Here is a 19,456-nt window from a genome sequence, read left to right as displayed (position 1 = left end):
TTGCCCCACCCAAGCATCAGGTCCAACGAAAGTTGATGTTCGCGACGATCGCGATCGGTGATACTTGGTGGTGTGGAGCTCCGCCAACTTGAGTACTTCGTCGCCGTGGCCGAGGAACAGAACTTCACCCGCGCCGCCGCCCGCCTGCACGTCGTCCAGTCCGCCGTCTCCGCTGCGGTCAAGACCCTCGAACGCGAACTGGGCGCGTCACTGCTGGACCGCAACTCCAAGCGCGTACGCCTCACCGACGCCGGTGCCGCGCTGCTGCCGCGCGCCCGGATCGCCCTCGACGCGGCCCGCGCCGCCCGCGACGCGGTCGCCGAGGTGCACGGCGGCCTGCGTGGCACCCTGCGTATCGGCACGATGACCTCGACCAGACTCCTGCACCTGCCGGCCCTGCTCGGCGAGTTCCACCGCCGGCACCCCGGGGTGCTGCTGCACACCAGCGTCGCCCCGCACGGCTCCCAGGGGCTCATCGACGCCCTCGCGGAACGCCGGCTCGACCTCGCGTTCGTCTCGCTGCCCGGCACGCCTCCGGCGGAGATCCACCTCACCGAGCTGGCCAGCTCGGTCCTCGACCTCGTCGTCCCGGACGACCACCCGCTGGCGACCAGCGAGGCGGTCACCCTCGCCGACATTGCCGGGTTGGACTTCATCGACTCCCCGGTCGGCTACGGCAACCGGGCCGTGACCGACCGGGCGTTCGCTGCCGCCGGCCTGTCCCGGCGCGTCACGATCGAGATCCCCGACATCGCCACCGGCGCCGAACACGTGCGGCACGGGCTCGGCATCGCGCTGTTGCCCCGCTTCGCCGTCGCCGACGACCACGGGGTGCGCCTGCTGAGCGTCGCCGGCGTCGACCTGACCTGGACGGCGTCCCTCGCCACCCCGGTGGACCGCCCGGTCGGGGCCGCCGCCCGTGCGCTGATCAGCCTGACCGCCGAGTTCCTGCCCTGACGGGCCGAGGGTCCGCTTCGCCGTCTATCCCACCTGTGCCCGTCCGTCTGCTCATTCCACGGAACGGCACGAAATTACCGCTTTAGGGTAAGTGAGTCGAACGCGCCTACCTGCTCCGATAGCTTTCGAAGGAGAGGAAAACTCGTATTCCTCCCTTCCTGTGCACAAGGAGTCAGTGATGAAGCGCAGTGTCGCGCTCGCGGCAGCCCTCCTGGCAGGTCTGACCAGCATCGGATCGATCCCCGGGGCCGCCTTCGCCGATGGCGGTGGCCCCGGGTACCACGACGACCGCAAGGGGGGTGATCACCACCACGGCGACGAGGGCGCGGTCTTCGTCCAGACCAACAAGGCCGAGGGCAACACCATCAAGGTGTACGACCGCGACGAAGACGGCCGTCTCACCAAGGCGGGCGAGTACGAGACCGGCGGGCTGGGCGGCTTCACCATTGGCGCGCCGCTCGACGCGCTGGCCTCGCAGGGCTCCCTGACGTACCACCGCGGACTGCTGTTCGCGGTGAACGCCGGCAGCAACACCGTGACGGTCTTCCGCGTCGAGGGCACCAAGCTGCACAAACTCCAGGTCATCTGGTCCGGCGGCCTGCTGCCGGTCAGCGTCGCGGCCCGTGGCGACCTCGTCTACGTCCTCAACGCCGGCGGCGAGGGCTCGGTGCAGGGCTTCGAGCTGCACAAGGGGCGCCTGTCGCGCATCGAGGACGCCAACCGGTCGCTCGGGCTGCACAACGGCAACCCGCCGGCGTTCGGGACCGCCCCGGCCCAGGTCAAGATCGACCCGGACAGCGAGTTCGTCCTGGTGTCGACCAAGGCTGCCAACGTCATGTTCAGCTACGAGATCGGTCGCAACGGCAAGCTGTCCCGCAACCCCGTCATCAGCGACGCGGGGAACACCCCGTTCGGCTTCACCTTCGACACCGATGACTCGCTGCTGGTCACCGAGTCGGGTGCGAACGCAGTCAGCCGGTTCGAGCTGGAGGACGACGGCGCGCTCGACCAGGTCGGCCCGTCGGTGCCCAACGGTCAGCAGGCGACGTGCTGGATCCAGCGCGTCGGCGACTACTTCTTCGCCGCCAACGCCGGCAGCTCCACCATCAGTTCCTACCGGGTCGACGACGACGGCAAGCTCGAACTCGTCAAGAACGTCGCCGCCGACACCAACGGCGGGTCGATCGACATGACCGCCAGTGACGGCTTCCTGTACGTGCAGAACGCCACCGCCGGCAACGTGCAGGGCTACAAGGTGCACGAGGACGGGTCCCTGAATCTCGTCACCACAGTGGAGGGTCTGCCGAAGTTCGCCGACGGCCTCGGCATGGAGGGCATCGCCGCCTCCTGAGCGCACCACCCATTGGCCCCGGTCGTCCATCGACCGGGGCCAGCTCGCGCCGTGTCACGAGTCTCGCGCGATCTTTCCCCGTTCACGCCGACCGGCCTGCGTGGGCTCGGTCGGCCTCCGCCCGGTCGAGTTCCGGCGGCCGGATCACTGGTTTCTAGACAGCACCCGCTGAGGCCGGGCGCGTTCGCTCGCCCCATCGGACGACCGCCGGGGCGGCGAGCCCGACCGCGACGAAGATGCCGCCCATCAGCAGCCAGCCAGGGGCACCCCAGGCGATGCAGAGCAGGCCCAGGATGGAAGGGGCGGCGACGTTGGCCAGGCCCGTGCCAAGGCCGGAGATTCCCATGTACTGCCCCTGCGCGTGCGCGGGAGCGAGCCGGAACTGCAACTCGAGTGAGCCCGCCGCGTGCCACAACTCGCCGACGGTGTGCGAGGCGACCCCCAGCGTCATCACCGTGACGGCGACCCATCCGGGCATCGCCGACGTGGCGGCGATCAGGGCCATCCCGATCAGGAACGCCAACCCGGAGCGGCGCATCGCCCGCCCCGCCGCTGAACTGGTGTCAACCCCCCGGCTCGCTCTGACCTGCAGCGTCGCCACGAGCGCGGTGTTGACCAGCACGGCCACCCCGACGAACCAGCGTGGCGCGTCGGTCTCCGAGATGATCCACACCGGCAGCGCGAAGACCAGTACCTGGCCCTGTATTCCCAGGATGGCGTCGAGCACGGTGACTGCCAGAAAGGGCCTGTCCTTCAGTGCGATCCAGCGCCCGGTCAACTGGGGCGCTGGAACGGGCGGCAGCGAGGGCAGCCGAGTGATGATGGCGGCGCATGCCACGAAGCTGACGGCGTTGCCGACGACCAGGGCCAGATACGCCGCGCGGGTGTCCAGTTGCACCGCTGCGCCGGCGGCGAGGGCGCCGCAACATCCCGCGAGGTTGGCGATCGACCGCAGATAGGCCCGGTACTGGCCAAGGTTGGTGCCGCCGAAGCCACGCACCAGCGGACCGCGAGACGCCCCGCCGGCTGAGTGCGCGAGCTGGGTCAGGCAGACCAGGACGACGAACGGCCAGAACGTGTGGACGAAGGCCAGAGCGGCCATGGTGGCGGCTCGGATGACCAGGGTCAGCAGATAGATCTCGCGCGGGCCTCGACGATCGGCGAGATGCCCCACCGGAACCCCGGCGAGCATCCCGACGAGCGCCGCGATGCCCATCCCCAGAGCGACCTGCGCAAGGGGAAGACCGACGGATCGGGTGAAGAAGAGCACGGCGGTGGCCATGAAGATGCCACTTCCGAGCATGTTGACGAAGGTCGCGAAGGCCAGCACCCGCTGAGGGCCGTGATCGGGGATGAGTCCTCGGGCAACGAGCCACGAGGTGTCGCGCGGAGGAATGGGAACGGGCGTTGTCGCTGCCTGCACAGTGACGAACCTTCCGCCGAGGTGGTGGCAGGGCTGAATCCTGCCGAGGGCCGTCAGTCGAGGTTGGCCAACTCGTTAGGAGTCCCGCGTCACGTAGCTCGGACCAGCGCGCCAAATCCGATCCGATTGACGCTCAGGTCACCGAGCGTCCAGGTATCCGCGGATTCCGCACCGATGATGTTGGTGGGCATTGGGCGAACTTAGCCACCCCCGCTGACCTGCGCAGTCGGGCGTCTGTCCGATACCGATCGGGAAGAATCACTGTTAGGTTATTTATCGTGGGAAGGGGCTCTGCCGGCAGCGCAGTGATGGCCCGCAGTTCATTCGGGTCCTGACCACATGCGCCTTTTGCACCCGACAACAGGCCGTCCCGAAGACGAGGTCTTGACCGAGTCCTGGTCGACAAGGCGTACACAGCGAAAGCGAATCGGGCCCACCCGCGGCGGCGTCAACCGGCTCGACCGCAGCGCGCTAGGAGGCCAACCGTTCGCGCGCGGTGCGCGTCGGTCGGGGGAGTTCGGCGCTGCCGTCCGACGTGTTGATCTCCGACCAGACGGCGTCGAGGGAGAGGCCGAGGACGTCGGCGATCGCCGCGATGGTCGGAAACGCGGGGGTGGCTATCCGGCCGGACTCGATCTTTCGAAGAGTCTCCGGCGAGACGCCCGCGTCCAACGCGGTGAGGAGCATCGAACGCTCTCCACGGGCTCGACGCAGGAGGGCACCGAGGCGCTGTCCGCGTTCGAGCTCTGCGGGAGTGAGCGGCAACCTGACCATGCTCCGATTCTAGTACCGGGATAATATGGCCGGGATACTTATTGGTCGTCCGAGGAAGGCGCTGCATGATCGAGATCCTGAGCCCCACCGACGTGCTGCGAGCGAAGGGCGCCGGCGCGCTGGTCGCCGGCATCCTGCAGACGCTGAAGAGCCGCTGCGTGGTCGGCACCAACCTCCTGGACATCGACCGGTGGGCGCAGGCCATGATCACCGAGGCCGGGGCGCAGTCCTGCTACGTCGACTATGAGCCGTCCTTCGGGCGCGGGCCGTTCGGCCACTACATCTGCACGTCGGTGAATGACGCCGTGCTGCACGGATTGCCGTACGACTACCCGCTCGCCGACGGCGACCTGCTCTCGCTCGACCTCGCCGTCTCCCAGGGTGGAGTCGTCGCGGACTCGGCGATCAGCTTCATCGTTGGCGACGTGCGGCCCCCGGAGAGCGTCGCGCTGATCGAGGCGACCGAGCGCGCGTTGCAGGCGGGGATCGCCGCCGCCGGCCCTGGCGTTCCCATCGGTGACATCTCCCACGCGATCGGCTCGGTCCTCAAGGCGGCGGGATACTCGGTCAACACGGAGTTCGGCGGCCACGGCGTCGGATCGACGATGCACCAGGACCCGCACGTCTCCAACACCGGGCGCCCCGGTCGCGGCTACCGGCTACGCCCGGGGCTGCTGCTGGCGCTGGAGCCGTGGGTGATGGCGGACACCGCCACGCTCGTCACCGATGCCGATGGCTGGACCCTCCGCAGCGCGACGGGCTGCCGGACGGCGCACAGCGAGCACACCATCGCCATCACCGACGACGGTGCGGACGTGCTCACCCTGCCGACGCCCTGACCCGTACGCGACGATCGACGCCCGCACCGGTCAGCCGACGGCGGGCGGCCCACGATGGACGATTAACCGGCGGCCGAAGGGGCACGTCCCTCCGTGGCACCCTGCCGGATCGCGTTCAGAATGAACCGATCGGTCATATTTTCCGTGATGACGGTCAGGGTCACCCACCAGAGTCACGGAGGCACGATGTCAACGGTTCGAACTGGTCCGGTCATCGGACTGCTCGTGCAGATCGTCCTGCTGGCGGTGCTGGCGGAGACGGTCGGTCTGGGCACGGCGGGCTGGGTGGCGGGGCTGGCGTACGGGGTGGTCCTGTGCGCCCTGCTCAGCCGGGGGATGTCCCGCTCGGGCGCGGGTGCCCTCACCCCGGCCGACCGGGTGACCCTGAGCCGGGCGATCCTCGTCGGCGGCGTGACGGCCCTGGCCGCCGACTCGTTCGGCCGGTCGGCGCCGATCACACTGATGGTCGTCCTCACCAGCGTGGCGTTGGCCCTCGACGCCGTGGACGGGTACACGGCCCGCCGCACCGGGACCACCAGCGAGCTCGGCGCGCGCTTCGACATGGAGATCGACTCCTTCCTGGTCCTGGTGCTCTGCCTGCACGTGGCCCCCGCGGTGGGTGGCTGGGTGCTCGTGATCGGCGCGATGCGCTACCTCTTCGGCGCCGCGACCTGGGTGTTGGAGTGGATGCGGGGATCCGCGCCGCCGCGTTACTGGAGCAAGGTCGTCGCCGCGATCCAGGGCGTGGTGTTGACGGTGGCGATGGCCGACGTGCTGCCCGCGCCGCTGACGACAGTGGTGCTGGTGGTGTCGGTGGCGCTGCTGGTCGAGTCGTTCGGGCGTGACGTCGCCTGGCTCTGGACGACCCGGCGCCTCCGCCACACCGTCATCCACGGCGCCGAGGGTGCGATGGTCCAGCCGGCCAGCTCGGCGAGCCACAGCGCCCCACGCGCCGGGGCGGCGCTGGCCGAGCTGACCCCGAGCACTACCGATGGGCTGCCGTGGTCGGACCGTCCCACTGTCGCCGTGGCCCGGCGCGGGATCGCCCGCGTCTGAGCCGCCCGGATACCGCGCCCAGCAAAGATCATGGAAGGATGCCCGGGTTGTCGCTCTTGACGCGCGTACGTCAGCTGCCGAGCCAGGGACGGAGGGCGATGAGAGGCGAAGCCTCGGGCGGGACCGCCGACGGCACCGACGTCGAGGATCGGCCGAAACGCTCCATCGGCGCCCGGCTGACGACCGTGCTGGCCGCGCTGCTCGTGCTGCTCGTCCTCACCGTGCCGTACGACTTCGGCCGACTCAGCCCGGCCGCGTTCGCGCGGATACCCCTGGAGGCGCTGCTGGTCGCGGCCCTCCTGCTCGCCCTGCCGTCTCGCGGCAGCCGACTGGTCGCGACGCTGGCCGGCGTGGCCCTCGGCCTGCTCGGCCTGTTGAAGCTGCTCGACCTGGGGTTCACCGCCTCGCTGAGCCGGGCGTTCGACCCGGTGCTCGACTGGGCGCTCCTCGACGAGGGGTTCGCCTTCCTCAGCGAGTCGTACGGTCGACCCGCCGCCATCGGCGTCGCCGTCACCCTGGCGGTGGTGTTCGTGGGCCTGCCCGCACTGGTCACGCTGTCGATGCGGCGACTGCGGCGACTGGTGGTCCGGCACCGCACCGGAACCACCCGGATCGTGGCCGCGCTGGTGGTCGTCTGGGTGGCCTGCGCCGCGTTCAACGTGCGGGTGGTCGAGGGCGTGCCGGTCGCCGACACGTCCGCGACCACCCTGGCCAACGGTCACGGCTTCCAGGTGCGCCTGCGCCTCGACGACCGCGAGACGTTCGGCGCGCTGATCGAGGCCGACAGGTTCGGCGACACCCCGGGTGACCAGCTACTGACCGCGCTGCGCGGCAAGAACGTGGTCGTCGCCTTCGTGGAGAGCTACGGCCGGGACGCCGTCGAGGACCCGGAGTTCGCGCCGCAGGTCGGCGCGGTGCTCGACCGTGGCACCAGCGAGCTGGGCGCGGCGGGTTTCGCCGCGCAGAGCGGCTTCCTCACCTCGCCCACCTTCGGTGGCGGCAGTTGGCTCGCGCACGACACGCTGCTCTCCGGCCTCTGGATCGACAACGACCAGCGGCACCGCACCCTGCTGGCCAGTGACCGGATGACCCTCAACGGCGCCTTCCGACGGGCGAACTGGCAGACCGTCGGCGTGATGCCCGCCGTCACCAGGGCATGGCCGGAGGGTTCCTTCTTCGGCTACGACAGGTTCTACGACGCCAAGGCGCTCGCGTACCGTGGCCCGAAGTTCAGCTTCGGCACCCCGCCCGACCAGTACACCCTCGCGAGCTGGCGGCGCCTGGAGCAGGCAAAGCGCGACGGCAACGTGATGACCGAGCTGGCGCTGGTGTCGAGTCACGCGCCCTGGACGCCCGTCCCGCCGCTGCTCGACTGGGCCGACGTCGGCGACGGCGCGGTCTACCGTGGGTCCGGCGCGGGCAGGTCGGACGACAAGCGCCGCAACACCGCCCAGATCCGGGCGGACTACCGAAAGTCCATCGAGTACACCCTCGGCTCGCTCATCTCCTACGTGCGGACCTACGGAGACGACGACCTCGTGTTCATCGTCCTCGGTGACCACCAACCCGCCGCTGTCGTCACCGGCGAGAACGCCAGCCACGACGTGCCGATCTCGATCATCACCCGTGATCGGGCCGTGTTGGACCGGATCTCCGGGTGGGGCTGGCAGGACGGGTTGAAGCCCGGGCCGCAGGCGCCGGTCTGGCGGATGGACGCCTTCCGGGACCGGTTTTTGACCGCCTTCGGACCGTAACCCGGCCACCTCTCCCACGGACTGGACCCCAGACAGATGACGGCTACCACCGACACCAGGATCGCCGCGCTCCGGAACGACCCGGCCCTGTCCCTGCTGCACCGGTCGCTGGACGTCTACTACGGCGATCCCGACCGGGACGCGAGGATGGACGCCTTCTACTCCCGCTTCGTCAGGAGTGGGGACCTCGTCTTCGACATCGGCTCCCACGTGGGCGACCACATCGCCAGCTTCCGTCGCCTCGGTGCCCGGGTCGTCGCTGTGGAACCGCAGCCGCTGTGTCTGCGCGTCCTGCGGGCGATCTACGCCGACGACGACCAGGTGACACTGGTCGACGCAGCGTGTGGCGCGCTCCCTGGTCGCACCCGGCTGCACGTCAACTCCGCCAACCCCACCGTCTCGACCGCCTCACCGGACTTCGTCCGCGCCGCGAAGGGTGCGGGCGGGTGGGAGGGCCAGGTGTGGGATACCGACATCGAGGTCCCGGTGGTCACCGTCGACGCGCTGATCGAGACGTACGGCGTGCCGACCTTCACCAAGATCGACGTTGAGGGTTTCGAGGACGAGGTGCTGGCCGGCCTGAGCCGCCCACTGCCCGCGTTGTCGTTCGAGTTCACCACCATCGCGCGTGCGGTCGCCGACCGGTGCCTCGATCGCCTGACCGCGCTGGGCTTCGACGGCTTCGACGTCGCGGTGGGCGACGACAAGTCGATGACGTTCCGACGCTGGACGTCCGCGACCGACCTGGCGACGCACCTGCACGAACTGCCGCACGCCGCGAACTCCGGCGACGTGTACTGCGTGTCCGGAAGCCAGGCGGCCACCACCGAGAGCTGACCGGAGCACCCGTCACCGCTTCGGTCCCCGGTGAACGGCACCGGGCCCGACGATCAGATGATCGGCCGCTGGCGGTGGGACGGACCAGCGCGGGATGATCGACGTTCGTCTCGACGCCGAGCCGAGCCACGCGATCGCGGGGAAGAGGGTGACGCCGGTGACCCCGACACAGCTGCGCGCGTACGTCGCCGTGGTCCGGCTGGGCTCGGTCAAACAGGCAGCCGCGGAGCTTCAGGTCTCCGAGTCGGCGGTGTCGCTGCACATCGCCCAGCTGCGCAAGGAGTTCGGCGACAAGCTCTTCGCCCGGACGGCCGCGGGCCTCGCGTTCACCCCAGGTGGGCTGCGGCTGGCCAGTCGCGCGGCGGAACTGCTGGGCCTGCAGGACCGCACCATGCTGGAGGTCAGCGCGGCGACGCGCGGGCGACGGATGCTGCGGGTCGCCGCGTCCAGCCTGTTCGCCGAGTTCGCCGCGCCAGGGCTGATCGAACTCTTCGCGAAGCGGGCCGCCGACCTCGACGTCGAGTTGAGCGTGCGCAACCCGGGATCGTTCGGGTCGCTGTTGTTGACCCGCGCCGCGGACATCGCGATCGGTCCGCAGCCGTCGGTCGTCGACAGCGCCATCGGCTGCCGGCCGGTGATGAACTACCGGCTCGTGATCGCCGTCGGTCCGGAGCATCCACTGGCCGGCCTGGCGGCGTCCCCGGGGCAGCTGCGGGAGCAGACCTGGCTGCTCGGGCCGTCGGCCGCCACCGAGTGGGGCGCGGTCCCGGCGTTGCTGCGCCGGCTCGCCGTGCCGGAAGAGCGGCAGCAGATCTTCCAGAGCCACGCGGCCGCGCTGGGGGAGGCCAAGCGGGGCAGGGGGGTGGCACCGGCCCTCGCGTTCACCGTCGCGCCGGACATCCGCCAGGGCCAGCTCGGGCAGGTGGTGGGGCCGCACGCGACGATGGAGGCGGTGTGGCATGCGCAGGTGCTCGCCACCCCCGGTTCGATGTCGGCCGCCGAGGAACTGTGGCGCTTCTCGTCGACGCCGAGGGCGATTCAGGCGATGATGCGCGGCGCGGGCGTCAGCGTCGGCCATTTCCGGCCGTCGGTGCACGTGACGCTCTGGAGCTGACGGGCGACGACCAGCAGGTCCTGGAAGGTGCCGGCCGGCAGCATCCGGTCGCAGTAGGGGAGCGCGGCGGCCATCCCGCCGACCCGGGGGGCGAAGCCGGGAGCGCCGGCGCGGGGATTCAACCAGACGATCCGGTACGCGCGGCGGCTCAGCCGGGCCATCACGGCCGCCAGGTCGGCGGGCGGATCGCTGTCCCAACCGTCCGACCCGATCACCACCACCGCCCCGCGTACGGCCTCCGCGTGGTGGAAGGTGAGCAGGGCGCGCAGGTTCGTGGCGATCCGGGTGCCCCCGTACCGGTCGGTCACGGCGGCGCTGGCCTGCGCGACCGCCTCGGCCGCCGAGGTGTGCCGGAGCACCACGGTGAGCCGGGTCAGCGTCGTGGCGAACGCGAACACCTCCGCGTCGGCGACCACCGCGAACGCCCGCATCAGATGCAGGTACGCGGTCGCCTGCGCCCGCATCGACTCGCTGACGTCACAGAGCAGCACGACCCGGCGTGGCCTCCGTACCGGGCGCGCGCGGACGACCTCGACGGGTTCCCAACCGGTACGCCGGGCCCGGGCGATGGTGGCCCGCAACGCGATCCGGGCACCGGACGAGCCGACGGCGTGCCGCCGGGTGCGTCGGGTCGGCCAACCGGCGACGGCCCCGCGCAGGGCGTCGCCGAGTTGCGTGACCTGCGCGGCGTCGAGTTCGTCGAATGGACGGTCGGCGAGCCCGGTGTGGGCGCTCGGGCGCCGCTCGGGCAGTCGCAGCACGGTGTCGCGTTCGGCTGTCTCGGCGACCTCCGGCGGCAGTGTCGCCCACGGCAGGCCGCCGCCCGGCCCCGCGTCGTCGGTGTCGGCCGGCACCCTGACGTACACGTCGTCGGGGCTGCCGGTCGGGGGCGCGGACCGCTGCGATCGGGGCAACGGTGGAGGGTCCGCGAAGATCGCCGCGAAGACCCGGTCGAACGCGGGGACGTCGGTGTGCCGTCGCACCAGGCTGATCCGGGCGGCCCAGTAGAGCGACGACATCGAGTCGGGCGGGCTGGCGGCGAGCGCCCGGACGAAGTCGTCGACGCTGGTCAGCCCGGCCGGGACGCCGGCTCGGCGCAGCCGGCTGGCGAGGGCCACCGCGAACGCGGCCCGGTCGACGCCGCGCAGCACGCCCGGGCTCACCGGCGCGCGACCAGCCAGGCGATCACCGCGCCGACCGCGACCAGACCGACGAGCACCGGTACGAGGCGCTTGGTGACCGACCCGCCGGCGATGCTGAGCAGGTCGAGCGCCTCCGGCTCGGCGGTCGGCGCGACACGTACGGCATCGCCCGACGGCCTGACGACCGACGGCCCGGCGGCCGACGGCGCGACCGGCGACGGCTCGACGGGTGAGGGTGCCACGGCAGCGGTGCTGGGGGTGGTCGCGACCGCCGTGGCGGACGCCGTCGGAGTTGGCTCGGGCAGCGCGGCGGACGCCGCCGGGGTTGACTCGGACGCGGCCGGGGTTGGCTCGGGCGGCGCGGCGGACGGGGCCGTCACGGGTTCGGCGTTCGGATGCGGGGCTGGCGGTTCGGCGGCGAGCTTGGCCTCCAGGTTGGCGACGAACTGGGCCAGCAGCTTGCCCGACACCTCCTTGATCATGCCGCTGCCGAACTGGGCCAGCCTGCCGGAGATCTTCAGATCGGTGTCCACACTGACCAACGTCCGGTCGCCGTCCGGTCGCAGGTGGGCGGTGACCAGCGCGGACGCGGTGCCGGCCGAGCGGGCGTCACGGCCCTTCGCGTCGATCACCCCGCGGTACGCGGCGTCGTCCTTCTCGACGAACCGGGCGGTGCCCGCGAACTCCGAGACGACCGGCCCGACCTTGACCCGCACCCGGCCCTGGTAGACGTCGCCGTCGACGTCGGTCAGCTGGGCGCCCGGCAGGCACGGCGCGAGCCCTTCCAGGTCGGTGAGCACCGCCCAGGCCCGTTCGATCGGGACGGTGACCGCGAACTCGTTGGTGATCTTCATGGCGGACTCTCCTGGTAGGCGCCGAGCGCGGCGGCGACCACGGCGCGGTCGTCGGGGGTCTTGGCGATGGTGCCGATGGTCTGCACAACACCGTCGGCGGCCAGGTCGGTGACGCCCAGCACGGACAGCGCACCCACCCAGTCGATGGTCTCCGCCATCCCGGGCGCCTTCTCCAACTCCCGGTGGCGTACGCCGCCGATGAACTGCACGGCCGTCTGGATCAGCGGCCCGGTCGCGCCCGGTACGGCCCGGCGGACGATCTCCACGGCGCGGGCCGGTTCGGGGAAGTCGATCCAGTGGTACAGGCAACGGCGGCGCAGCGCGTCGTGCAACTCCCGACTGCGGTTCGAGGTGAGCACCACGACGGGTGGGGTGCGGGCGGTGAAGGTGCCGAGTTCGGGAATCGTGATGCCGGCCTCGCCGAGGAACTCGAACAGCAGCGCCTCGAACTCGTCGTCGGCCCGGTCGATCTCGTCGATCAGCAGCACCGGCGGGACCGGCCCACTGTGGCGTACGGCCCGCAGGATCGGCCGTTCCTGGAGGTACTCGGCGCTGAACAGGTCCGCGTCGGTGAGCCGGGTGTGGTGTGCCTCGGCGAGCCGGATCGCCAGCAGTTGCCGCTGGTAGTTCCATTCGTAGAGCGCCTCGCCCGCGGTGAGCCCCTCATAGCACTGCAACCGGATCAGGGGTGTCTCCAGCGCGCGGGCCAACGCCTTCGCGGCGGCGGTCTTGCCGACGCCCGGCTCGCCCTCCAGCAGCAGCGGCCGACCGAGACGCAAGGCCAGGAACAGGGCCATCGCCATGCCGTCGTCGACCAGGTAGTCGACGGCGTCGAGGCGGTGCCGGACGGCCTGGGCGTCCCTCATGCGTCGCCCGCCAGCAGGCGCTCGTAGTCGGCTCGGGTGTCCACGTCGATCGGCACCGGCCCGTCGACGGTCACCTCGGTCACCGGATGGCGTCCGGAGTGCAGGAGCTTCCAGACGGCCTTGTCGCCGTGCAGGTCGTACAACTCGGGCAGCACCTCTCGGCCGAAGCGGAAGGGATGGCCCAGGCCGTCCGCGTACCGGCACACGGCCAGTGGGGTGGTCGCCGCGGCGACCCGGTGGACGTCCGCGGCGCGGACGCCGGGCTGGTCGCCGAGGAGCAGCACGAGCGCGTCGGCGCGCGGGTCCACCGCACGTGCGGCGGTGCGTACCGACGACCCACAGCCGGTGCTGAACGCGGGGTTCTGCACGACCTGGCAGCCGGTCAGGTCCACCCGGTCGCGGATGCCGCCCGCCGCGCCGCCCACTGTGACGAGCAACTGGTCGAAGCCGCATGAGCGGGCCAGGTCGAGGGTGGCGTCGAGCAGCGTCCGCCCCCGGTACGGGAGCAGTTGCTTGGCCTCACCGAGCCGCACCGACGCTCCAGCGGCGAGCACCACGCCGGTCAGGAACACCTGTCACGCCGCCGAGTAACTCGCGAGGCAACCGGCGCAGCAGAACCAGAAGTCCTGCCCGTCGACGCGCGCGTGCGGCGTCTCCGCCCCGACCAGCACTGTCATCCCGCACACCGGGTCGACGGCCTGCTGCGGTCGGGCGGCCGGCGCGCCGGAGGCCGGGGCCAACCCGTCCACCCGGATGGCCCGGACCACCTCGCCCATGATCGCCAGGGCGATCTCCGCTGGCGTACGCGCGCCGATCTCCAGCCCGGCCGGGGTGTGGACGCGGGCACGTTCCGCGTCGGTCAGGCCCAGCTCGTCGAGCAGGGCCACGCCGCGTCTGCCGCTGGCGACCAGCGCGATGAACCCGACGCCGGCGTCGAGCGCGGCCCGGATCGCCTCCGGCTCGCCCTTGCCCAACCCGGCCACCACCACAGCGGTGCAGCCGGTGCTGTCGTCGGCAGCGACGACGTCGAAGTCGAGGAACCCGGCCAGGGTCGCCACGGCGGCGCTGATCGGGGTGTCACCGACCACGCGCAGCGCCGGCGCCGGCAGTATCGGTCGGAGGAAGACCTCGATCGCCCCACCGGAGTGGCACGGGTTCACCACCACCCGAGCCCCCGGTGTCTCCGGGAACGGGGTCGCGCCCTCCGGCAGCACCCGCAGCAGCAGGGCGGTGCCGTCGCGCAGGGTGTCGAGGGCGGCGGCCCGCACCGAACTCTCCGCACACACCCCGCCCACGAAGCCCTCGATCGAGCCGTCGGACCGGATCACCGCGTCGTCGCCCGGCCGGGCTGACGTCGGATCCTGCGCGCGGACCACTGTGGCGTGGACGAACGGCTCCCGGGTGTCGGTCAGCTCCCGGGCGCGTTCGGCGATGGTGGTCATCAGCGGCTCCTCAGATCGGCGGCCGGGCCTGGCCGCGCATCGCGTCCCAGACCCGCGACGGCGTCAGCGGCATGTCGGCGTGGCGGACGCCGAAGGGCTTCAGGGCGTCCACTACCGCGTTGACGATCGCGGGTGGCGACCCCACGGTGGCGGACTCGCCCACGCCCTTGGCGCCGATCGGGTGGTGCGGTGACGGCGTGACGGTGAAGCCGGTTTCCCAGTCGGGCACTTCGAGGGACGTCGGGATCAGGTAGTCCATCAGGGACGCGCCGAGGCAGTTGCCGTCCTCGTCGAACGCGATCATCTCCATCAGCGCCATGCCGACCCCGTCGGTCAACCCGCCGTGCACCTGCCCCTCGATGATCATCGGGTTGATCCGGGTGCCGCAGTCGTCGACCGCGATGAACCGTCGTACCGTCACCTGCGCCGTGCCGGGGTCGATGTCCACCACACAGATGTATGCGCCGTGTGGATAGGTGAGGTTCGATGGGTTGTAGCAGATCTGCGCCTCCAGGCCACCCTCGATGCCCTCGGGCAGGTCGCCCGCGCCGTGCGCGCGCAGGGCGATGTCCTGAATCGTGACGGACCGGCCCGGGTCACCGGCGACGTGGAACGCGCCCTTCTCCCACTCCAGGTCGGCGACCGACACCTCGAGCATCCCCGAGGCGATGATCCGGGCCTTGTCGCGGACCTTCCGGGCCACCAGGGCCGCCGCCGCGCCCGAGACGGGCGTGGAGCGGCTGCCGTACGTGCCGAGGCCGAACGGGGTGTTGTCGGTGTCGCCGTGCAGCACCTCGATGTCCGCCGGGGGGATCCCGATCTCCTCGGCGACGATCTGCGCGAACGTCGTCTCATGCCCCTGACCCTGCGACTGCACGCTGAGGCGTACCACTGCCTTTCCGGTCGGGTGGACGCGCAGCTCGCAGCCGTCGGCCATGCCCAGCCCGAGAATGTCCATGTCCTTGCGCGGCCCGGCGCCGACGGCCTCGGTGAAGAACGCGATGCCGATGCCCATCAGCTCGCCCCGGGCCCGCTTCTCGGCCTGCTCGCGGCGCAACTCGTCGTAGCCGGCCATCTCCATCGCCAGCCGCATCGTCGGCTCGTAGTTGCCCGAGTCGTACACCCAGCCGGTCTTCGTCGTGTACGGGAACTGCTCCGGCTGGATGAAGTTCTTCAAGCGCAGCTCGGCCGGGTCCATGCCGAGTTCGTCGGCGAGGCAGTCGACGATCCGCTCGACCAGGTAGACCGCCTCGGTGATCCGGAACGAGCAGGCGTACGCGACGCCGCCGGGCGCCTTGTTGGTGTAGACCGCTGTCATCTTGCAGTAGGCGGCCTCGATGTCGTAGCTGCCGGTGAAGACTCCGAAGAAGCCGGCCGGGTACTTCACCGGAGCGGCGGTGCCGTTGAACGCGCCGTGGTCGGCCAGCACGTTGGTGCGGATGCCGAGGATCCGGCCGTCGCGGGTCGCGGCGATCTCCCCGCGCATGATGTAGTCGCGGGCGAAACCGGTGCTGATCAGGTTCTCCGAGCGGTCCTCCATCCACTTCACCGGCTTGCCGGTGACGATCGAGGCGACGATCGCGCAGACGTACCCGGGGTAGATCGGCACCTTGTTGCCGAACCCGCCGCCGATGTCCGGCGAGATCACCTGGATCTTGTGCTCGGGCAGGCCCGCCACGATGGCGTAGAGGGTGCGGTGCGCGTGCGGGGCCTGGGTGGTCGACCAGAGCCGCAGCTTGCCGTCGACCGCGTCGTAGTCGGCGACCGCCCCGCACGTCTCCATCGGCGCCGGGTGCACCCGGGGGTAGACGAGATCCTGGCTGACCACGACGTCGGCGCGGGCGAAGACCGCCTCGGTGGCCGCCTCGTCGCCGGTCTCCCAGTCGAAGCAGTGGTTGTTCGTCTTGCCGTCCAGATCGTCGCGGATCAGCGGTGCGTCCGACTCCAACGCCCGGCGCGCGTCGATCACCGGGTCGAGAACGTCGTACTCGACGTCGATCAGCTCCAGCGCGTCACGCGCCGCGTACCGGTCCTCGGCGACGACGAACGCCACCTCCTGGCCCTGGAAACGCACCTTGTCGGTGGCGAGCACGGCCTGCACGTCGTTGGAGAGCGTCGGCATCCAGGCCAGGTTCTGCTGCGCCAGCATCGCCCCGGTCACCACGGCCTTCACCCCGGGCGACGCCTCGGCGGCGCTGGTGTCGATGCTGACGATCCGGGCGTGCGCCACCGGCGACCGGAGGATCGCGAGGTGCAGCATGCCGGGCAGTTGGACGTCGTCGACGTACCGGCCACGACCACGCAGAAAGCGTGGGTCCTCCTTGCGCAGCATCCGGCCGTACCCGACGGGCTTCTGGTCGTTGTCGTGGAACGTGTCCACGCGCTCGTGCACAGTGGTCATGCGACGGCCTCCGCGGGCTGGCCGGCGTTGTCGATCTCGCCGGCCTCGGACGATTCGGTGGTCTCGGTGACCTGGGCGGCGGCCTGCGCCTCGGCCACGGCGGCCCAGCGGACCGAACGCACGATGGTGGCGTAACCCGTGCACCGGCAGATCTGACCCGAGATCGCCTCCCGGATCTCCGTCTCGCTCGGGTCGGGGTTGCGGTCGAGCAGCGCCCGCGCGGTCATCATCATCCCCGGGGTGCAGAAACCGCACTGCAGACCGTGGCACTGCATGAACCCCTGCTGGATCGGGTCCAGCTCGGCGCCCTTGGCGAGGCCCTCGACGGTACGCACCTGGTGGCCGCCGGCCATCGCCGCGAGCACCGTGCACGACTTCACCGGCTCGCCATCGAGCCAGACCACGCAGGTGCCGCAGTTGCTGGTGTCGCAACCCCAGTGCGTGCCGGTCAGACCCAGCACGTCGCGCAGGAAGTGCACCAGCAGCAGCCGGGCCTCGATCTCCCGGGTGACCTCGACGTCGTTGACGGTCATGGTGACCTGCATGCTCAGCTCCTCGCCCGTTCGACGGCCCGGCGCAGGGTCCGCCGGGTCAGCTCGGCGGCCAGATGCCGCTTGTAGTCCGCGCTGCCGCGCTGGTCGGTCACCGGGTCGCAGCTGTCCGCCGCGATCGCCCCGGCCTGCTCGTAGAGGCTCTCCGAGGGTTCCTGCCCGCGCAGCGCCGCCGAGATCGCCGGGATGCCCGTGGTGTTGGGGCCGACCGCCGCGAGCCCGACCCGGGCGTCGACGATCGCGCCGCCGTCGAGCCACACTGCCGCGCCCGCCGACACCACGGCCCAGTCGCCGGCCCGGCGTTCGACCTTGGCGTACGCGCTGCCACAGCCGGGCCGTACCGGTAGCCGGATCTCGACCAGGATCTCGTCGTCCGCGACGGCCGTCTCGTACGGCCCGACGTGGAAGTCCTCCATCGACACGACCCGCTCCGCGCCGCCCGGACCACGGATCACGCACCGCGCGTCCAGCGTCGTGCACACCGCCGACAGGTCCTCGGACGGGTCGGCCTGGCACAGCGAACCGCCCAGCGTGCCCCGGTTGCGCACCACCGGGTCGGCGATCACCCGTTCGGCGTCGGCGAAGATCGGGAACGCCGCCGCCAGCACGGGGGATTCGAGGAGTTCCCGATGCCGGGTCAGCGCACCGATGCGGATCTCGTCCGGGCCCGCCTCGACGTAGCCCAACTCGCCGTGCAGGTCGTTGATGTCGATCAGATAGTCGAAGTTGGCCAGCCGGAGCTTCATCATCGGCAACAGGCTGTGCCCGCCGGCGATCAGGCGGGCGGTCCCGCCCAACCGCTCCAGCAGGCTGATCGCATGGTCCACACTGGTGGCTCGCTCGTACTCGAACGGTGCCGGCACCTGCATGTCGCACCTCCGCAGTCCGGCAAAATCTCTGCCCAGCGGTGGTCAAAGTCAACGGCGACCTAAGCAACTGCTTAGGTCGCCGTTGACGGTGCCGTCGAGGCTCGCGGATCGTGCGGCCATGCGGGACATCGTCGACGGACTGGCCGGCTGGCGCGCCGCGGGCGTCGCGTTCGCCGTCGCGACCGTCGCGCGGACCTGGCAGTCCGCACCCCGGCAACCTGGCGCGGCGATGGCCGTCTCGGCGCACGGAGACGTGGTGGGCAGCATCTCGGGCGGCTGCGTGGAGGGCGCCGTCTACGAACTCTGCCGGACCGCGATCCAGACCGGCGCCGCGCACACCCAGACCTTCGGCGTCAGCGACGACGACGCGTTGGACGTCGGTCTGACCTGCGGTGGCACCATCCAGGTCCTGGTGCAACCGAGCGTCGCGATGACCGAGTTCGATCAGGTCCTCGCCGCGATCCGCGACGGCCGTCCGGTCGCCACCGCATCGGTCGAGAACGCCCAACTGGTGATCTGGCCCGATCGGGTCGCGGGCAGCCTCGGCGCACCCGACCTGGACGACGCGGCGGCCCGGCAGGCGACCGGGATGCTCGCCCTCGGCGTCACCGGCACGATCCACCTGGGCCGGCAGGGGCAGCAGCGCGGCGACGAGGTGGCCGTGTTCGTCCAGTCGTACGTGCCACCACCCCGGATGATCATCTTCGGTGCGATCGACTTCGCCGCCGCGATGGCCCGGATCGGCACGTTCCTCGGCTACCACGTCACGGTCTGCGACGCCCGCCCGGTGTTCGCCACCCGTGCGCGTTTCCCGGACGTCGACGACCTCGTCGTCCGCTGGCCGCACGCGTACCTGGAGTCGACGACAGTCGACGACCGCACGGTGCTCTGCGTCCTGACCCACGACCCCAAGTTCGACGTGCCGCTGCTCCAGGTCGCCCTCGCCACGCCCGCGCGCTACATCGGCGCGATGGGCAGCCGGCGTGCGCACGACGATCGGATGCGCCGGCTGCGCGAGGCGGGTGTCCCGGAGAGCGCGCTGGCCCGACTCTGCTCACCCATCGGGCTGGACCTGGGCGCGCGGACACCGGAGGAGACGGCCGTGGCGATCGCCGCCGAGATCACCGCCCGAACCTGGGGCGGCTCGGGTCGCCCGCTCAGCGACCTGGCGACCCCGATCCACCACACCTGACACCAACCGGGGACACCACGACTCATCGAGGCGG

Annotated in this window: 18 protein-coding genes; 8 read left to right on the top strand and 10 right to left on the bottom strand. The window is 71.1% G+C overall.

The features are described from left to right. Positions 1-72 precede the first annotated feature (72 nt). Positions 73-957: a LysR family transcriptional regulator gene (locus GA0070561_RS11190; RefSeq protein ID WP_091399320.1), complete on the top strand. Its 885-nt coding sequence runs from the start codon at positions 73-75 to the stop codon at positions 955-957. Between the two features lie 178 nt (positions 958-1,135). Then, positions 1,136-2,308, top strand: coding sequence for a lactonase family protein (locus GA0070561_RS11185; RefSeq protein WP_091399316.1), 1,173 nt, complete (start codon positions 1,136-1,138; stop codon positions 2,306-2,308). Positions 2,309-2,462: 154 nt separating this feature from the next. On the opposite strand, the gene GA0070561_RS11180 is transcribed toward GA0070561_RS11185, so the two are convergent. Both GA0070561_RS11180 and GA0070561_RS11175 read right to left on the bottom strand, forming a co-directional pair. After that, entirely contained in the window at positions 2,463-3,638 is a 1,176-nt protein-coding gene (locus tag GA0070561_RS11180) for an MFS transporter (RefSeq protein ID WP_279616367.1), read from the bottom strand. Positions 3,639-4,202: 564 nt separating this feature from the next. Then, a complete protein-coding gene (locus tag GA0070561_RS11175) occupies positions 4,203-4,505 on the bottom strand; it encodes a helix-turn-helix domain-containing protein (protein WP_091399313.1) in 303 nt (100 codons plus the stop codon). A 65-nt stretch (positions 4,506-4,570) separates the two neighbouring features. Here GA0070561_RS11175 and map point away from each other — a divergent pair, with 65 nt between their 5' ends. The 5 genes from map (at position 4,571) to GA0070561_RS11150 (ending at position 10,105) form a co-directional block, all read left to right on the top strand. Next, complete coding sequence (map, locus tag GA0070561_RS11170) at positions 4,571-5,344, top strand: type I methionyl aminopeptidase (protein ID WP_091399310.1); 774 nt, start codon at positions 4,571-4,573, stop codon at positions 5,342-5,344. Positions 5,345-5,530: 186 nt separating this feature from the next. Continuing rightward, positions 5,531-6,400 carry a CDP-alcohol phosphatidyltransferase family protein gene (locus GA0070561_RS11165; protein WP_091399307.1) on the top strand — a complete coding sequence of 290 codons (870 nt, stop codon included), beginning with the start codon at positions 5,531-5,533 and terminating at the stop codon, positions 6,398-6,400. Positions 6,401-6,498: 98 nt separating this feature from the next. Continuing rightward, on the top strand, positions 6,499-8,154 hold the full coding sequence (locus GA0070561_RS11160) for a sulfatase-like hydrolase/transferase (RefSeq protein ID WP_244166153.1): 1,656 nt from the start codon (positions 6,499-6,501) through the stop codon (positions 8,152-8,154). A gap of 36 nt (positions 8,155-8,190) precedes the next feature. Next, the gene (locus tag GA0070561_RS11155; RefSeq protein ID WP_091399300.1) at positions 8,191-8,991 is read left to right on the top strand and encodes an FkbM family methyltransferase; all 801 of its coding nucleotides are present in this window, start codon (positions 8,191-8,193) and stop codon (positions 8,989-8,991) included. Between the two features lie 157 nt (positions 8,992-9,148). Then, a complete protein-coding gene (locus tag GA0070561_RS11150; protein ID WP_091400166.1) occupies positions 9,149-10,105 on the top strand; it encodes a LysR family transcriptional regulator in 957 nt (318 codons plus the stop codon). Here GA0070561_RS11150 and GA0070561_RS11145 read toward each other — a convergent pair. Genes GA0070561_RS11145 through GA0070561_RS11110 form a run of 8 tightly spaced genes read right to left on the bottom strand, consistent with a single transcriptional unit; the run spans position 10,030 to position 18,230 of the window. Beyond that, positions 10,030-11,268, bottom strand: coding sequence for a vWA domain-containing protein (locus tag GA0070561_RS11145; protein WP_091399297.1), 1,239 nt, complete (start codon positions 11,266-11,268; stop codon positions 10,030-10,032). The genes GA0070561_RS11150 and GA0070561_RS11145 overlap by 76 nt on opposite strands. Beyond that, positions 11,265-12,101 (bottom strand): SRPBCC family protein, encoded by an 837-nt coding sequence (locus GA0070561_RS11140; protein ID WP_091399294.1) that lies wholly within the window; start codon positions 12,099-12,101, stop codon positions 11,265-11,267. The genes GA0070561_RS11145 and GA0070561_RS11140 overlap by 4 nt, the downstream gene beginning before the upstream one ends. Next, a complete protein-coding gene (locus GA0070561_RS11135; protein WP_091399291.1) occupies positions 12,098-12,967 on the bottom strand; it encodes an AAA family ATPase in 870 nt (289 codons plus the stop codon). Before GA0070561_RS11135 ends, GA0070561_RS11140 begins: the two co-directional genes overlap by 4 nt. Next, positions 12,964-13,539 carry a nucleotidyltransferase family protein gene (locus GA0070561_RS11130; RefSeq protein ID WP_091399287.1) on the bottom strand — a complete coding sequence of 192 codons (576 nt, stop codon included), beginning with the start codon at positions 13,537-13,539 and terminating at the stop codon, positions 12,964-12,966. Before GA0070561_RS11130 ends, GA0070561_RS11135 begins: the two co-directional genes overlap by 4 nt. 3 nt (positions 13,540-13,542) lie before the next feature. Further along, positions 13,543-14,409 carry an XdhC family protein gene (locus tag GA0070561_RS11125; RefSeq protein WP_091399284.1) on the bottom strand — a complete coding sequence of 289 codons (867 nt, stop codon included), beginning with the start codon at positions 14,407-14,409 and terminating at the stop codon, positions 13,543-13,545. Between the two features lie 10 nt (positions 14,410-14,419). Next, positions 14,420-16,810 (bottom strand): aerobic carbon-monoxide dehydrogenase large subunit, encoded by a 2,391-nt coding sequence (locus tag GA0070561_RS11120; RefSeq protein WP_091399281.1) that lies wholly within the window; start codon positions 16,808-16,810, stop codon positions 14,420-14,422. Beyond that, on the bottom strand, positions 16,807-17,355 hold the full coding sequence (locus tag GA0070561_RS11115) for a (2Fe-2S)-binding protein (RefSeq protein ID WP_091399278.1): 549 nt from the start codon (positions 17,353-17,355) through the stop codon (positions 16,807-16,809). Before GA0070561_RS11115 ends, GA0070561_RS11120 begins: the two co-directional genes overlap by 4 nt. Before the next feature lie 2 nt (positions 17,356-17,357). After that, complete coding sequence (locus tag GA0070561_RS11110) at positions 17,358-18,230, bottom strand: FAD binding domain-containing protein (RefSeq protein WP_091399275.1); 873 nt, start codon at positions 18,228-18,230, stop codon at positions 17,358-17,360. 118 nt (positions 18,231-18,348) lie between these two features. Here GA0070561_RS11110 and GA0070561_RS11105 point away from each other — a divergent pair, with 118 nt between their 5' ends. After that, positions 18,349-19,422 (top strand): XdhC family protein, encoded by a 1,074-nt coding sequence (locus GA0070561_RS11105; protein ID WP_091399272.1) that lies wholly within the window; start codon positions 18,349-18,351, stop codon positions 19,420-19,422. Positions 19,423-19,456 lie beyond the last annotated feature (34 nt).

Origin of the sequence: Micromonospora saelicesensis, assembly GCF_900091575.1 — a bacterium.
GTDB classification, from domain to species: Bacteria; Actinomycetota; Actinomycetes; order Mycobacteriales; family Micromonosporaceae; genus Micromonospora; species Micromonospora saelicesensis.
Note: the sequence above shows the minus strand (reverse complement) of the source record. Positions and strands in the feature narration are given on the sequence as shown.

What these genes read in the sequence shown, in the direction of transcription:
- GA0070561_RS11135 (WP_091399291.1), bottom strand. Translation starts at nt 12,967, where the DNA reads ATGAGGGACGCCCAGGCCGTCCGGCACCGCCTCGACGCCGTCGACTAC.
- GA0070561_RS11115 (WP_091399278.1), bottom strand. Translation starts at nt 17,355, where the DNA reads ATGCAGGTCACCATGACCGTCAACGACGTCGAGGTCACCCGGGAGATC.
- GA0070561_RS11110 (WP_091399275.1), bottom strand. Translation starts at nt 18,230, where the DNA reads ATGCAGGTGCCGGCACCGTTCGAGTACGAGCGAGCCACCAGTGTGGAC.
- GA0070561_RS11125 (WP_091399284.1), bottom strand. Translation starts at nt 14,409, where the DNA reads ATGACCACCATCGCCGAACGCGCCCGGGAGCTGACCGACACCCGGGAG.
- GA0070561_RS11160 (WP_244166153.1), top strand. Translation starts at nt 6,499, where the DNA reads ATGAGAGGCGAAGCCTCGGGCGGGACCGCCGACGGCACCGACGTCGAG.
- map (WP_091399310.1), top strand. Translation starts at nt 4,571, where the DNA reads ATGATCGAGATCCTGAGCCCCACCGACGTGCTGCGAGCGAAGGGCGCC.
- GA0070561_RS11140 (WP_091399294.1), bottom strand. Translation starts at nt 12,101, where the DNA reads ATGAAGATCACCAACGAGTTCGCGGTCACCGTCCCGATCGAACGGGCC.
- GA0070561_RS11175 (WP_091399313.1), bottom strand. Translation starts at nt 4,505, where the DNA reads ATGGTCAGGTTGCCGCTCACTCCCGCAGAGCTCGAACGCGGACAGCGC.
- GA0070561_RS11155 (WP_091399300.1), top strand. Translation starts at nt 8,191, where the DNA reads ATGACGGCTACCACCGACACCAGGATCGCCGCGCTCCGGAACGACCCG.
- GA0070561_RS11105 (WP_091399272.1), top strand. Translation starts at nt 18,349, where the DNA reads ATGCGGGACATCGTCGACGGACTGGCCGGCTGGCGCGCCGCGGGCGTC.
- GA0070561_RS11120 (WP_091399281.1), bottom strand. Translation starts at nt 16,810, where the DNA reads ATGACCACTGTGCACGAGCGCGTGGACACGTTCCACGACAACGACCAG.
- GA0070561_RS11185 (WP_091399316.1), top strand. Translation starts at nt 1,136, where the DNA reads ATGAAGCGCAGTGTCGCGCTCGCGGCAGCCCTCCTGGCAGGTCTGACC.
- GA0070561_RS11165 (WP_091399307.1), top strand. Translation starts at nt 5,531, where the DNA reads ATGTCAACGGTTCGAACTGGTCCGGTCATCGGACTGCTCGTGCAGATC.